General features: G+C 62.5%; 12 protein-coding genes and 1 other RNA gene. 8 read left to right on the forward strand and 5 right to left on the reverse strand.

Translation table 11 applies throughout. The features are described from left to right. Nucleotides 1–56 precede the first annotated feature (56 nt). The 3 genes from ACXAF5_RS17910 to nudC form a co-directional block, all read right to left on the reverse strand. Nucleotides 57–2123, reverse strand: a complete 2067-nt coding sequence (locus ACXAF5_RS17910; RefSeq protein ID WP_474947613.1) for a putative bifunctional diguanylate cyclase/phosphodiesterase — start codon at nt 2121–2123, stop codon at nt 57–59. A 320-nt stretch (nt 2124–2443) separates the two neighbouring features. After that, nucleotides 2444–2911, reverse strand: a complete 468-nt coding sequence (locus tag ACXAF5_RS17915; RefSeq protein WP_474947614.1) for an SRPBCC family protein — start codon at nt 2909–2911, stop codon at nt 2444–2446. Between the two features lie 82 nt (nt 2912–2993). Next, nucleotides 2994–4013, reverse strand: coding sequence for an NAD(+) diphosphatase (nudC, locus tag ACXAF5_RS17920; protein ID WP_474947853.1), 1020 nt, complete (start codon nt 4011–4013; stop codon nt 2994–2996). A 279-nt stretch (nt 4014–4292) separates the two neighbouring features. Here nudC and ACXAF5_RS17925 point away from each other — a divergent pair, with 279 nt between their 5' ends. Together ACXAF5_RS17925 and ffs are read left to right on the forward strand one after the other, a co-directional pair. Beyond that, the gene (locus tag ACXAF5_RS17925) at nt 4293–6182 is read left to right on the forward strand and encodes a 5'-nucleotidase C-terminal domain-containing protein (protein WP_474947615.1); all 1890 of its coding nucleotides are present in this window, start codon (nt 4293–4295) and stop codon (nt 6180–6182) included. Between the two features lie 71 nt (nt 6183–6253). Beyond that, nucleotides 6254–6352, forward strand: an RNA gene (ffs, locus tag ACXAF5_RS17930) — signal recognition particle sRNA small type. 68 nt (nt 6353–6420) lie between these two features. On the opposite strand, the gene ACXAF5_RS17935 is transcribed toward ffs, so the two are convergent. After that, entirely contained in the window at nt 6421–6966 is a 546-nt protein-coding gene (locus ACXAF5_RS17935; protein ID WP_239322497.1) for a protein-tyrosine phosphatase family protein, read from the reverse strand. A 221-nt stretch (nt 6967–7187) separates the two neighbouring features. Between ACXAF5_RS17935 and ACXAF5_RS17940 the strand changes: the two genes are divergently transcribed. The 4 genes from ACXAF5_RS17940 to ACXAF5_RS17955 all read left to right on the forward strand — a co-directional run bounded on the left by ACXAF5_RS17940 (nt 7188) and on the right by ACXAF5_RS17955 (nt 11257). Beyond that, nucleotides 7188–9014, forward strand: a complete 1827-nt coding sequence (locus tag ACXAF5_RS17940) for a DNA polymerase III subunit gamma/tau (RefSeq protein WP_474947616.1) — start codon at nt 7188–7190, stop codon at nt 9012–9014. Nucleotides 9015–9215: 201 nt separating this feature from the next. Then, complete coding sequence (locus ACXAF5_RS17945; RefSeq protein WP_474947617.1) at nt 9216–9560, forward strand: YbaB/EbfC family nucleoid-associated protein; 345 nt, start codon at nt 9216–9218, stop codon at nt 9558–9560. 144 nt (nt 9561–9704) lie between these two features. Further along, nucleotides 9705–10304, forward strand: coding sequence for a recombination mediator RecR (gene recR, locus ACXAF5_RS17950; protein WP_065323376.1), 600 nt, complete (start codon nt 9705–9707; stop codon nt 10302–10304). 191 nt (nt 10305–10495) lie between these two features. After that, nucleotides 10496–11257 carry an isocitrate lyase/PEP mutase family protein gene (locus tag ACXAF5_RS17955; RefSeq protein WP_474947618.1) on the forward strand — a complete coding sequence of 254 codons (762 nt, stop codon included), beginning with the start codon at nt 10496–10498 and terminating at the stop codon, nt 11255–11257. Nucleotides 11258–11400: 143 nt separating this feature from the next. Here the strand turns inward: ACXAF5_RS17955 and ltaE are convergent, their stop codons facing one another. After that, a complete protein-coding gene (ltaE, locus tag ACXAF5_RS17960) occupies nt 11401–12450 on the reverse strand; it encodes a low-specificity L-threonine aldolase (RefSeq protein ID WP_474947619.1) in 1050 nt (349 codons plus the stop codon). A 350-nt stretch (nt 12451–12800) separates the two neighbouring features. Here ltaE and rfbC point away from each other — a divergent pair, with 350 nt between their 5' ends. Then, a complete protein-coding gene (gene rfbC, locus ACXAF5_RS17965) occupies nt 12801–13349 on the forward strand; it encodes a dTDP-4-dehydrorhamnose 3,5-epimerase (RefSeq protein WP_239322492.1) in 549 nt (182 codons plus the stop codon). Nucleotides 13350–13353: 4 nt separating this feature from the next. Beyond that, on the forward strand, nt 13354–14475 hold the full coding sequence (locus ACXAF5_RS17970) for an acyltransferase family protein (RefSeq protein ID WP_474947620.1): 1122 nt from the start codon (nt 13354–13356) through the stop codon (nt 14473–14475). Nucleotides 14476–14526: the final 51 nt, after the last annotated feature.

Below are 14526 nucleotides of genomic sequence, written 5' to 3' on the forward strand. Positions count from 1 at the left end.
CGCGGGCCAGCCGGGGCACCGCATCGCACTGTAGCGATGCCTCCCCGACGGCCGGATCAGGCCACGCTTGTGGCGCCGCTCTCCCCGTCGGCCTCGTCTGCGCACGCGATCAGACGCATGTTGTCCCGGTTCATCGGCATGCCGAAATAATACCCCTGGACCGACGCGCAGCTTTCACCGCGCAGGAATCGCAGCTCGTCCTCCACTTCGACCCCCTCGGCCAGCACGGGAATGTCCAGCGCCGCCCCCAGCAGCAGCGTCGAGCGGACGATGGCGGCGCGTTGCGCATCCTTATGCACATCGCGCACGAAGCTCCGGTCGATCTTGATCTTGTCGAAAGGAAAGGCCTGAAGCGTGGCAAGCGAGGAATAGCCGGTGCCAAAATCATCCATCGCAATGCGAATCCCGACCGACTTGAGCTTGTGCATCACCTTCAGCGTATGCGCCTGATCGTCGATAATACTGGCTTCGGTGATTTCCAGTTCCAGCCGGTCCGGTGAAAGTCCTGTCGCCATCAGGATATCCATGACATCCTCGACAAAGGACGGCTGGACCAGCTGCTGCGGCGCAACATTGACGGCAACGCTATAGGGGCGGTCCCATCCGGCAGCCTCGCGGCAGGCCTCCCGCAGCACCCATTGCCCGATTTCGCGAATGAGCCCCGTTTCCTCGGCCACCGGGATAAATTCGACCGGGGACACACGGCCCCGCGTCGGGTGGTTCCAGCGCAGCAGGACCTCGAACCCCACCGGCGCCAGCGTATCAAGCGCATTTTGCAACTGATAGACCAGCTCGAACTCGTCACGCTGAAGCGCCAGACGCAAGTCATGCACCATCTGCGTCCTGTCACGGCTGCGACGGTCCATCTCCTCGTTGAACAGGCAAATCGACGCGTCCGGTTCCGATTTTGCGCGGTACATCGCGACATCGGACTTGTGCAGCAGTTCCGACGGATCGCGCCCATCCTCCAGCGTGGTTGCGACACCGATGGCGGCGCCGACACGCAGAGACACTTCTTCTAGATCAATGGGTTCGACAATCGCTGCGTGCAACCGCTCGGCAAAGCTCAGCACTTCCTCGATACGGCGAAACCCCTCCTTGATGGCAACAAACTCGTCGCCGCCGACGCGGGTGACATATTCGTCCTCTCCCTGCTGCGAGATCAGACGCAGGGCCACGCGTGTCAGCACCGCATCGCCGACGGCATGGCCATAGACATCATTCACCTCCTTAAAGAGGTTGAGGTCCACGGTCAGGACCGCGACGCGGGTTGTTTCGTTCTCCTGCAGGCGGAGCTTCAGCGCATCCAGCCTGCGGGTCAGCCACATGCGATTGGGCATGCCGGTGAGCGGATCATGCAGCGCCGCATGATCGAGCTGGGTCCGTGTCTCCCCCTCCAGATTGACCTCGATACTGGCCGAGGCGATGGCAATCAGCAGGATGATGGCAGTCACCGCAAAGATCAGCATCGCCATGGCCGTATCGGAAATCGTCTGTGGCGGCACTACGACCGCAGAGTCCAGCCGGACATCAATCGCGCTCATGCCAGTGAAATGCATCAGACAGATCGCCAGCACCATGACCAGCGCCGGCCACGCGCGGCCGCCAAGACCACCGATACGACGTGCGATCAGGCCATAACTCAGCGCCCCGAGGCCCGCACCGATGCCGACGGACGCGGTCACTGTCCCGATGTGCCAGATAATGTTTCCCGGCAGCAAATAGGCACTCATCCCGGTGTAGTGCATCGCCGATACTGTCATGCCAAAGATCGCCCCGGCCATGATCGGTGCGGAGCCCCCCCGGGCAAAGGCAAGCCCGGCGTTGGCGGCAAACGCGCCAAGCACGCCGACCACCAGCGACACCCCCGTCATCACAGGCTCGTATCCGTGATCGTAGCCGGGTTCATAGGCCAGCATGGCAATGAAATGCGTGGACCAGATCGTGGCGCCGGTGATCAGCCCCGCCAGCGGCAACTGCACAAGCCGTCGCTTGCCCCGCCATTCGGTCAGCCGAGCGGACATATGCGTGGAAAGCACGGACCCGACAACGCAGATCAGGGCTGCAACGGCGACAAGACCATAGTTATGTTCCTGCGTAATGCAGTCCAACAAGCGGTACATTGAACAATCCTTGGCTCAGAGAGGTCGTGAGCCCACCCTCGCACAAGACTGTTAACAAGTGAGGCTAATGCCCCGCGCAAGCCCTTGAAAAAATAGATATAAGTCTAATAATTTTATGGAAGATTGACTGTTGTCGAGGCACGCCCCCCCCCCTCGACACTCATGGACACCGCAGATCAGCGCAGCCTCTGTATACCCAAACAGAGATCGGGACCGTACGTCCCAACAGGATCAGCCTGGACTGTTTCCGGCCATCCGACAGCGCAGACAGCACCCGGCTTTGCGAATCCGCGATCAAGCCAAGCGTTCAGGCCAAGCGCTCAGGCGGACTGTGCCAACCGTTCTTCGGTGGCTTTTGCGAACTCGGCCACGCGCTGGCGAAACTTCCGGTTCAGCTTGTTGCGGGCGAGCTTCAGAGACTGGATCAGCAAACGTGCCGCAAGTGTCTTGGGTGTCAGATCAACCCGCACGGTCATCCGCGTGCGGCGCGGCGACAGGGCCAACAGTTCCACCCGCATGGTCCCGCTCATGCCATTCCCCTTGGCCAGCACGGCAATCGCATTTGGCCTGTCGTGTTCCTGCAGGGAAACCGTCATATGGCGCTGGCTGCCGCGAAACACAAAGGCCACCTCCCAGGCAAGCCCGGACGCAGGGGTGGCCACCTCACCGATGCGCTGAACCTCGGCCCCACGCCGGATGGCAGATCGCTCGAACGCCTCGAAATCTGTAATGGCAGCAAAGGCCTGTTCGATCGAGCAATCGATGTCTTCCTTGGTTTCGAAATGCATGCTGCGCCTGCTCCGTCACAGTTTACTCATCACATCCGCGCCGCGGGCGGATCGCCGTCGAGGTCAAAATAGATCATGTCCGTTACCCGAGTGTATCCGCAACCCAGTTTTCCAAGAGAAAACCGGCAATCGCCCCCTTGCGCGGTTTCTGCACCTTCGGGTGCTGCCCCGAGATCATATCCATGACCTCTTGCCGGGTCAGCCAAAGCGCATCTTCGATTTCGCTGGGGTCAATCACGATGTCGCTGCTCAGCGCCTCACCGTGGCAGCCCAACATCAGCGACATCGGAAAGGCCCAGGGCTGACTGGCCAGGTAGCTGACCGGCCCCACCACGATGCCGGATTCCTCGAACACCTCGCGGCGCACGGCGGCCTCAAGCGTCTCTCCTGGCTCAACAAAGCCTGCCAGCAAAGAATACATGCCGTCTGGCCAGCCCGGAGACCGCCCCAGCAACACGCGATCCCCACGTGTGATCAGCATGATGACCACCGGATCGGTACGCGGGAAATGCGACGCGCCGCACTCCGGGCATCGCCGCTGCCAGCCAGCCTGCTCGATCCGGCTCGGCGCACCGCAGCAGGCACAGAAACCATGGGTGGCGTGCCAGCCCAGCAGCGCCTTTGCGGTCGCGGCCAGCTCCGCCTCCCGCGGGGTCAGCCGCGTCATCACCGCGCGCAATTCCGCAAAGACATGGTTCTGCGGCAACTCCGGGTGATGCTGGAGACTGGGATCAAGGAACGTGCCAAGGGTGGTCGCTTCGGTTTCGTCCGGTGACCAGTCCTGCACATCGACAGCGAAATATCCCGCGTCTGGGCCCTCCGCTTCCCCGACCGCATCGCAGCTTGACGCTTCGGCGCACCCCAGAAACAGCGCGGTCTCCCGACGACAGGCCACCAGCGGATGACTGGTCGACACAAGCGCCAGGCCTTCGGGGGCGGAGTCCGACGTCTTCTGCAGGCAAAGTGGCTTGCCCTGCCACAGCAGAAGCACCCGACTTGCGGGTGCGGACCACAGGCGTTCCAGCGCCTGAGCATCACCGCGGACATGCGCCGCGCGATCCAGTCCGCTGCCACCAAATGTGACCTGTTCCGCCCGCTTCATCATCGTCCTGCCCCGTTGTTGAGTATCCGCCTGCGCCCTGTTCGGCACGGGATGACCGACGTTGAACCATCGGTATGCAGACAGGCGATGCCGCATTCCCGACGGCGACTCAAGCAAAAATGCCACGGTTCACATTTTCTCGCAAAAAGCTGAACTGGAGGGTTCCGCCTGTTGCACAAGCCTGTTTTTCTCGGCGTTAACGAATTCGCACCCCCCTGCGGACACACCGGTCGAGCAGTCGGAGCAGCGGGGGAAGCGATGGGCGAAGAACGGCACGTGATGACAGGTTCAGACAAAGGCATGGATGCAATGCACCATGCCAGCCATGGCACGGATCAGGTGGCAGGCCGGTTGCGGGTACTGGCCACAACCGACGTGCACAGCAACCTGCTCAGCCATGATTATTACGCGGATTCGTCCAACCCGGCCTTTGGCCTGAGCCGCACCGCAAGCCTGATTGCCCGCGCCCGCAGCGAAACCGACGCGATGGGCGGCGCCACACTGCTGCTGGACAATGGCGACTGGTTGCAGGGCACCCCCCTGGCGGAGACCGCCGCCGGGCAGGCAGGCATTGTGCCTCCGGCAATTCTTGCCTTTGCCGAATTGCGATATGATGCGGTGGGACTGGGCAATCACGAGTTCAACTTCGGCCTTGATGCACTGTCACATGCGCTGGATGCCCTCCCCTGCCCGGCGCTTTGCTCCAACCTGCGCGCGCTGGATCCCTCGTTGGAGTTGCCAATCAAGCGCAGCCTGGTGCTGACCTGCCAGATTGCCGGCGCCGATCAGCCACCGGTACGCGTCGGCCTGTTTTCGGTCCTGCCGCCACAAACAATGATGTGGGACGCAGATCACCTCGCGGGGCGGGTCGAAATCGAAGACATGGTGGACTGCGCGCGTCATTGCATCAGCGATCTGCGTGCCGCAGGTGCAGATGTGGTCATCGCGCTGGCGCACACCGGGCTGGGCGCGGCTGAAGCCAGCCCCGGAATGGAGAATGCGCTGCGCCCGATCAGCGCCCTGCCCGGGCTCGACGCGGCGGTGGGGGGGCATACGCATCTGCTTCTGCCCGCTCCGCAAGGCCCGCAAGAGGCTCTTGACGTGCCGGTGGTGATGCCCGGCTTCGGGGGCTCGCACCTCGGGGTGATCGATCTGGATCTGGTGCATGAAAACGAAGGCTGGAAAATCGTGCGCTCCCACTGTGAACTCCGTGCGGTGGGCACCCGCACCTCGCAGGGCGTGCACCCCCTCGCCCCGGAGGACCCCGGCCTGGTCGACGTCCTTGCTCCGGCCCACGCTCACACCCGCGCTGAAATGGCCAAGCCGGTCGGCTGTGCATCAGATGCGCAGCATTCGTATTTCACATTTTTCGGGCAGGATCGGGCATTGGCGCTGACCGCTGCGGCGCAGGCTGCCGCAATACGTCCGGTGCTGGCGGAATCCGCCTTTTCCGACCTGCCTCTGTTGTCGGCTGTAGCCCCGGCCAAGTTCGGCGGTCGTGCAGGACCCGACAACTACACCGATGTGCCCGCCGGTCCGATGTCCCGGCGCCACGTCGCGGATCTCTATATCTACCCCAACGAATTGCGATGCTGCATCGTCACCGGACGCCAGGTGCGGGACTGGCTGGAGATGTCCGCCGGGTTCTTCAGCCAGCTGACCCCGGAGGCACCGGCGATGCCGTTGGTGGATCCGGATCGGGCCGGTCATAATTTCGATGTGCTGTTTGGCCTCGAATACGAAATCGATCCCACCGCCCCCGCATGGTTTGACGCTGCCGGACGGCGACGCCACGACGGACCGGGGCGTATCCGCAATCTGCGCTGGCAGGGCACCCCCCTGTCCGACACACAGCGGTTCGCGGTCGGGCTGAACAGTTACCGCAGCAGCGGCGGCGGCAATTTTCACATGCTGGATGGAGCCGCGTCGCTCCCCCTGGCCCGACAGCTGGTGCGAGAGGCCGTGACCGCCTATGTGACCGGCCTCCTGCCCGAAGACCCCCTGTCCGCCGCCCCGTACCCCTGGCGTTTTGCCTCTGGCCTTGGAGTCGAAGCGGTCGCCTTGACCGGCCCCGGTGCACGGGCCAGGCTGCATGAACTGCCACCCCAGGTCGCCCAGACGGCACGCATGCTGAACAGCGGTTTTCTCGCGCTGACACTGTCGCTCTGATCAATCCCTGAGGGGCAGGAAACCCGCGCCTGCGGGTTGTCATCCCTTCGTCACTTGCCTATATCGGGATTCGAGAGGTTGGCGCGGGCAAGCGCCTCGCCAACCTGGTCAGGTCCGGAAGGAAGCAGCCACAACGAGCCCCGCTTGGGTCGATGTCCAACCTCTCACTTTGCATTGCCCCGCCATTGGCGGGGTTTTGCGTTTCTGCCGTCTGCCGAACTGGCTCACAGATCGCAGCTTAGCCGGACGCTGGCGGCGCTGTGCGGCGCGGGCCGTAAGCCCAGGCGATCTGGGCGTCGGTCTCGATCGCGCAGGGGCGCACCAGACGCAGACGATGGAGCGCGGCGTCGGGCCGTTCCCCGCTTTCGATCATCAAGCGCAAGGCCACCATGCCGGACCGTCCGCAGCCGCCCCGGCAATGCACCAGCACGCGCCCGCCACCGGACAGGGCCTGCCGACACAGCCCGCTGATGTCCGCCCAACGCTCCTGCTGATCCGCTGTAGGCGTCTGGTAGTCCTCGATCGGCAGATGAAACCAACGACTGCCGAGCCCCTGAATATCACAGCCCAGCGTCTCGGTTCCGAGAATGACCTGCTCCACCCTTGTGGTGAGTGTCACCACGATCGAGGCCCGCCACTCTCGTATCAAACGCAGGTCTCCGGGGTAGTCCCCGCCAGCACCGGGCGCCTGACTGAGCGCCAGGATACCCTCACCAATGGACAGGGCATGAAGAGAAAGGGTTTGCGCAGCCTCTTGCGGCTGCAAATCGGAAACACTCACCATTTACCTTCCCCCGGAAGCGGCGCGCTTGTCCGCGCGCAACAGGCGTTGATGCATCATAGACTCGGCAACCGACGGATCGGTAGCCTTTTTTGCAGGGTCTCCCTCGTCCTGCGCCGCAACAGTGGTGGACGAAGCCGCCAACCGACCTTAGTTTGCACAAGACCATTGGCGCGGGCTGCGAATCCGGCGATGCGCCCCAGAAGACCACCCGAAAGGCCCTCATGAGCGAGCACAGCCCCGAGACCTCCAGCGCACCGCAAGGCGGACAATATCAGGTTCTGGCACGCAAGTATCGGCCCGAGACCTTTGCCGATCTGGTCGGTCAGGACGCGATGGTGCGCACGCTGAAAAATGCCTTTGCTGCGGATCGTATTGCGCAGGCCTTCATCATGACAGGGATTCGCGGCACCGGCAAAACCACCACCGCGCGGATCATTGCCAAGGGCATGAACTGCATCGGGGAGGACGGTCAGGGCGGCCCGACCACGGAGCCCTGCGGCAAATGCGAACATTGTACGGCGATCATGGAAGGTCGCCATGTGGATGTGATGGAGATGGATGCCGCATCGCGCACCGGTGTGGGTGACATCCGCGAGATTATCGACAGTGTGGCCTATCGCGCGGCTTCGGCGCGCTACAAGATCTACATCATCGATGAGGTCCACATGCTGTCGACCTCTGCTTTCAACGCGCTCTTGAAGACGCTTGAAGAGCCACCGGCGCATGTGAAATTCATCTTTGCCACCACCGAAATCCGCAAGGTGCCGGTGACGGTGCTGTCGCGCTGTCAGCGGTTTGACCTGCGCCGGATCGAGCCGGAGGTGATGATCGATCTGCTGCGCCGGATCGCCACCAATGAAAAAGCCGAGATCGCCGAGGATGCGCTGGCGCTGATTACCCGCGCGGCAGAAGGATCTGCACGGGATGCGACCTCACTGCTGGATCAGGCGATCAGCCATGGTGCCGGGGAGACCACAGCGGATCAGGTGCGCGCGATGCTCGGTCTTGCGGACCGGGGCCGGGTGCTGGATCTGATGGATATGATCCTGCGCGGCGACGCGGCGGCGGCCCTGACGGAGCTGTCCGGCCAATATGCCGAGGGCGCCGACCCGATGGCGGTGCTGCGGGATCTGGCCGAGATCACCCATTGGGTGTCGGTGGTAAAGATCACCCCCGATGCAGCAGAAGATCCGACCATCAGCCCGGATGAGCGCGCCCGTGGACAGGATATGGCCAGCCGCCTGCCGATGCGGGTTCTGACGCGCATGTGGCAGATGCTGCTCAAGGCGCTCGAGGAAGTCGCCGCCGCTCCAAATGCAATGATGGCGGCAGAGATGGCTGTGATCCGCCTGACCCATGTGGCCGACCTGCCCTCGCCCGAGGAACTGGTTCGCAAACTGCAGGACACACCCCCGCCGCCCCATCCAGGTGGTCCGGGCGGGGGACACCCCATGCAAGGCATGGGGTCGCCTGCGGCGGGCGGGGGAGGCGGGGCTCCGGCTTACGCCTCCGCCCCGCCGCAAGGCGCCCCCGGCGGTGGCCCCAATGGTGGGCACACCATGTCGGCAAGTGGCGGGCAAGTGGCAGCGCTTGCGCCGCGTGTAGACAGCGCCTTGGCGCGCTATCCGAGTTTTGAACATGTGATCGAACTGATCCGCAAACACCGCGATGTGAAGCTGCTGGTCGAGGTCGAGGGGGGCGTGCGGCTGGTGTCGTATCAACCGGGCCGCATCACGTTCACCCCGACCGCAAATGCCCCGCAGGACCTCGCTGCCCGCATCGGCACTGCCTTGCAGAACTGGACCGGAAGCCGCTGGGTCGTCTCCATCGCGCCAGATGGTGATGCGCCAACGATTGCGGAACTGCGTGACGCTGCCGAAAACGCCCTGCGTGCAGAAGCCTCTGCGCATCCTCTGGTGCAGGCGGTGCTCCAGAACTTCCCCAAGGCGAAGATCACGAAGATCCGCACGCAGGAAGAACTGGCCGCTGAAGTTCAGGCCGAAGCCCTGCCCGAGGTCGAGGACGAATGGGATCCGTTTGAGGAATAAACCCTGTCCTGGATAGGCTTCTGCGAGCCCATCGATGACCGGCCTCACCCCAGACGCTTATCAGCAACGGTTTTGCACCCGTATCGGGTGAATAGCGCCCTGTGGGCATGTTCACGACGGCTCCAATCCTGCTTTGCCCTTGCCTGCACGAGGGCGCGCACGTATCTAACAGGATAAACCTGACATCAGGAGTGATAGGATATGTTCAAAGGCCTAGGTGGCCTCGGCGATATGGCCGGGATGATGAAAAAAGCCCAGGAAATGCAGTCCAAGATGGGCGAGATGCAGGAAGAGCTGCACAACATCATGGTCGTGGGCGAAGCGGGTGCAGGTCTGGTCAAGGCCACCGCCAGCGCCAAGGGTGATCTGAAGTCGCTCGACATCGATCCGTCGATCTTCAACGGCGACGACAAGGAAGTGGTCGAGGACCTGATCCTCGCCGCCGTGAAAGACGCGCAAGCCAAAGCGGCAGAGCGCGCACAGGAAGAGATGACCAAGCTGACCGATGGTCTCGGCCTGCCCAAGGACATGAAACTGCCATTCTAAGGCAGGTGACATGCGGAGATCAGGCGGCCCAAGGGTCGCCTTTTTTCATGTCGTCGCGGTGGCAGCGCGCAGAATGAGCAGGCAGGGCTTGCACTTCTGGGTGCGATGCGGCCTAGTTGAACAGAAGCAGAACAGGACAGCACCATGGCGGCGCAGGACAACAGTGATATCGAGGCATTGATCGCATTGATGGCCAAGCTGCCGGGGCTTGGTCCGCGTTCCGCGCGCCGGGCTGTACTGCACCTGATCCGCAAGCGAGCGCTGGTTCTGACCCCCTTGGCCGACGCCATGGGCCGCGTGGCAGAGACCGCACGCGAATGCCTGAACTGCGGCAATGTCGGCACCAGCGACATCTGTGCGCTCTGCGCGGATGAGACACGCGCCAATGGCGAACTCTGTGTGGTCGAGGATGTGGCTGATCTCTGGGCGATGGAGCGCGCCGGCGTGTTCAAAGGCCGCTATCACGTGCTGGGTGGCACGCTGTCCGCACTGGATGCCGTGGGGCCAGAAGATCTGCGCATTCCGCGACTGGTGGACCGTGTGGCAACGGAAGGCGTGAACGAGGTGATCCTCGCGCTCAACGCCACCATCGACGGGCAGACCACCGCGCATTACATCGCCGATCAGCTTGAGGGGCGCGTTAAGCTGACCTCGCTGGCGCAGGGCGTGCCGATCGGGGGCGAGTTAGACTATCTCGACGATGGCACGATCTCTGCAGCCCTTCGGGCGCGCAAAGAGATTTAACCCTCTCAAACGTACATTTGAGGAGCCGCGCGCCTGCTGGGTGTGGAACGCATGACACTCCAAAACCTTGAATAGACGCCCGTTCTCCGGCGGCGCGGTTTTCTGCCTGTGCTATCCAGCGGGCTGATCCTGTGGAAGCTTGCTCTCGCATGGGAATGCGCTGCGCAGCAGAACAAAAGAAGGAAACCGCCATGTCGCAAGCTGAGAAAGCCATCCGTTTTGCGGAGTTGCACAGGCAGGGCGATCCGCTTGTGTTCTACAACATCTGGGATGCAGCCGGTGCCAAGGCGCTGGTCGAAGAAGGCGTGCCAGCGGTTGCAACCGGCAGTTGGGCGATGGCCGCAGCACATGGGTATGAGGATGGCGAATCCATCCCGCTGGATTTCGTGCTGCGAATTGTCGCGCGTATCTGCGCCACTGTTTCAGTCCCTGTCTCCGTGGATTTCGAAGGCGGCTATGCCACCACCCCTGCCGCGCTTGCCGAAAACACCCGCAAAATCATCCGCGCCGGGGCTGTGGGGATCAATTTTGAGGACCGGGTGGTCAATGGCGCGGGGCTACATGCGATAGCCACCCAAGCGGAGCGGATCAGGACCATCAGAGCGGTCGCTGATGAGGAGGGCGTTCCGCTCTTTATCAACGCCCGCACAGATCTCTTTTTGGGCACCGCCCCCGCGACACACCCGGGCAAGATCCCGGAGGCCCTCCAACGCCAGGCCGCCTATGCAGAGGCCGGGGCCAACTGTTTTTTTGTACCGGGGCTGACTGCACCTGATCTGATCGCGCAAATCGTCGAAAGCACCACAGTTCCTGTAAACCTGATGATGATCGGAGATCTGCGCACGCTCGATGCAGCCACCGCACTTGGCGCATCAAGGCTGAGTTACGGTGCTGGGCCGTTTCTTCAGGCGCGCGCGGATCTCAAGAAAGCCCACGCGAACCTACGGTCCTGAGACCCGGCTGGCGGCGGTAACACGTCGTTCAGCGTCAGGCGTGACCCGCCGCGCCTTCGGCGCGGCGCCGGGCCCAACGCCGAGCAGAGCAGCTATTGCTGCTTGGATCGGGGGCGGGAGCGCCCCCCGCCTCGTACTAAACCTTAGCTATAATAGGATTTGAGCGCGGCAAGGGTCGCATCAAACCCCTCTCTGGTGACGTCCTTGTGCAGCACCATGCGGATGGCACCAGTGCCTCCGGCAGAGAGCACCACACCCGCTTTGGCCAGTGCCACGCCCAGCGACGCGTTGTCACCATCGGCGGGGGTGAAGAAGACCATGTTGGTATTGTGATCGACGGCACCTGCCCCCAATGCGCGCAGGGTTTCAGCAAGCACGGCCGCCCTTGCATGATCCTCGGCAAGCCGGGTCACATTGTGATCCAGCGCATAAAGCCCCGCCGCTGCCAGTACACCGGCCTGGCGCATGCCGCCGCCCACCATTTTGCGCAAACGGCGCGCCCGCGCAATCAGGTCCCTTGGCCCCACCAGAACAGAACCGACAGGTGCCCCAAGCCCTTTGGACAGGCAGATGGAGACACTGTCAAAGCGTTTGGCAATCTCAGCCAGATCACACCCCAGTTCTGCCACCGCGTTAAACACCCGCGCCCCATCCAGATGCACCGACAATCCCGCCTGGCGTGCCGGCGCGATACAGGCATCAAGGCGTGCAAGAGACACGGCCTTGCCATTATGAGTGTTTTCCAATGACAACAGCCGCGACATCGGATGGTGCGAGTCATCTTCTTTGACCGCAGCGGCAATATCAGCAGGGTCCAATCCGCCATCCGCAGAGACCTTCAGCGGGTCAAGAATAACCCCACCCAGCGCCGAGGCACCGCCTGCCTCATACTTGTAGACGTGATAATCGCGCCCGGTGATCACCTCCTCACCGCGCCCGCAATGGGCCAGCATGGCAACGAGGTTGCTTTGGGTGCCCGTCGGCAAGAACAAGGCCGCATCCTTGCCCGCCCGTTCCGCCAGGCTCTGCTCCAAACGGTTGAGCGTTGGATCTTCTCCGTAGACGTCATCGCCAACCTCTGCATCCGCCATGGCCGCACGCATGCCGGCATCGGGACGGGTGACCGTATCGCTGCGCAGATCGCACGTCGCGCCGACCCCGGACAAACCGGAAATTTGGGTATACTGGCTCATTATCATCGTCCTTTGTTCTGTGACCACCGCGCCGATACCGCGCCCGTCCCGCGCCCGCAGCATAGTGGTACACGAACGTACCACGGTGCAATGATCGGTAGTGTTCTCGATACAATCAAAGCCGCGTGACAGGGGGCGCGCGCGGAGTGTGCATCTGCTGCAATGCCCCGACCGGCATGTTGAGGGGTCTTATCACCTCTCTTGAGAGACCCAACAATTCTGATACAACTCAAATCACCCTGCCGCAGACGCACCGTGCGCACGAAAAATGGCCCCGCCCTCGTTGCACCCGGTATCCGCCTCAATGTCGCAGCACAAGAACGCCCAAAGCCAAAGAGCGAGATCACTGGATGCAGATTGAAGACACGGCCCTCCCGGGCGTGAAGATTATCACCCCGCAGCGCTTTGGCGATGCCCGCGGGTTCTTTTCCGAGAGCTGGAACCGCAAGCGGATGGAAGCGCATGGGATCGATCTGGACTTCGTGCAGGACAATCACTCCATGTCGGCCGAGGTCGGCACCATTCGCGGCCTGCATTTTCAGGCCCCGCCCCATGCGCAGGACAAGCTGGTACGCTGCGGTCAGGGCGCGTTGTTTGATGTGGTGGTCGACATCCGCAAAGGCTCTCCCACCTACGGAGACTGGGTCGGGGTTGAGCTGACGGCCGAGAACGGGCGGCAGATGCTGGTGCCCAAAGGTTTCTTGCACGGGTTTATCACCCGCGCGCCGATGACCGAGATCATCTATAAATGCACCGACTACTACGCCCCCGAATGTGACGGTGCCGTGCGCTGGGACAGCTGCGGCATCGACTGGGGGTTTTCCGGCCAGCCGATCCTGTCTGAGAAGGACACAGCCGCACCGGCGCTGGCAGAGTTCCAAACCCCCTTCACCTTCTGATCCCATGCAAGCCCTGACCGCGTCCCAAGCCCATCGCGCCTATCTGGAGCGGACCCGCTTTGGGGCGCTCGACGGCTTGCGGGCGCTGGCGATCCTGGCGGTGCTGATCCATCACAGCGCATTGGCGCAGGACAGTGGACCTTGGTCCCGGGGGTTTCTCGGGGTAGACCTGTTTTTTGTGATCTCCGGTTTCTTGATTACCACATTGCTCCTTCGGGAGCGGGATCGGGACGGGACGATTTCGCTGCGCGGGTTCTTCTGGCGACGCGCCCTGCGCATCCTGCCGCTTTACTATCTGGTGGTGACGCTCGCCGGATCCTATTTCCTGTTCTGGCGTGGCCATGCCGAAACGCTCCAGCTCTGGCCTGCCTATTATCTGTTTTTCGCCAATTTTCTCACCGATCACATTCCAACGCTCTATCCCACTTGGTCGCTGTCGATGGAGGAGCAGTTCTATCTGATCTGGCCCCTGGCGATGATCTGCCTTCCGCACCGTCTCTGGGGCTGGGCGCTCGGCCTCGGTGTGCTTGTGAATGTTGTCGCGGTGACGGGAGCACTGGAGGTCTTTGGCATCCGTGCGTTTTCCTGGGGGCCCCTGCACGTGCATCTTCCGGATGCCACCTACGCACCTCTGCTGATGGGCGCGGGTTTGGCCCTGATGCTGCATCAGCCACGCGGGTTCGCGATGCTGTGGCGCTTGTTTTGCGCGCCCGCCGCTGCGCTGCTTTGCCTGCTGATGCTGCTATTGCTACTGTTTGGTCTCTTGCCACAGGTCCTGGCCGGTTGGCCCTATTTTCTGGTGCATCTAGCCATGACCATTTGGCTCGCAACCCTGGTCCTGCACGAAGAAGGCTGGCTTCATCCATTGCTTCGTCTGCGTCCGCTGGCCCGCATCGGAACCGTAAGCTACGGCATCTACCTGCTGCACCTCATGGTGCTACATGTGGTGACGATCGGAGCCGGCGCTCTGGACCTGGCACAGGACAGCATCGCTTTCATCCTGCTGTATTGGGGCGGCACGCTGGCGCTTGCGGAGGTAAGCTTTCGCTACTACGAAAGCCACTTCTTCCGGTTGCGCAACAAACCCTTTGGACGCGTTGCAGCGCGGGGTCGATCCAGGCCATAAGACACAAAGCCCCGGTCACGTGGCTGGCCGAGCATGAAACAGCATCACGAG

This window comes from Epibacterium sp. ABV4_022, from assembly GCF_056159345.1.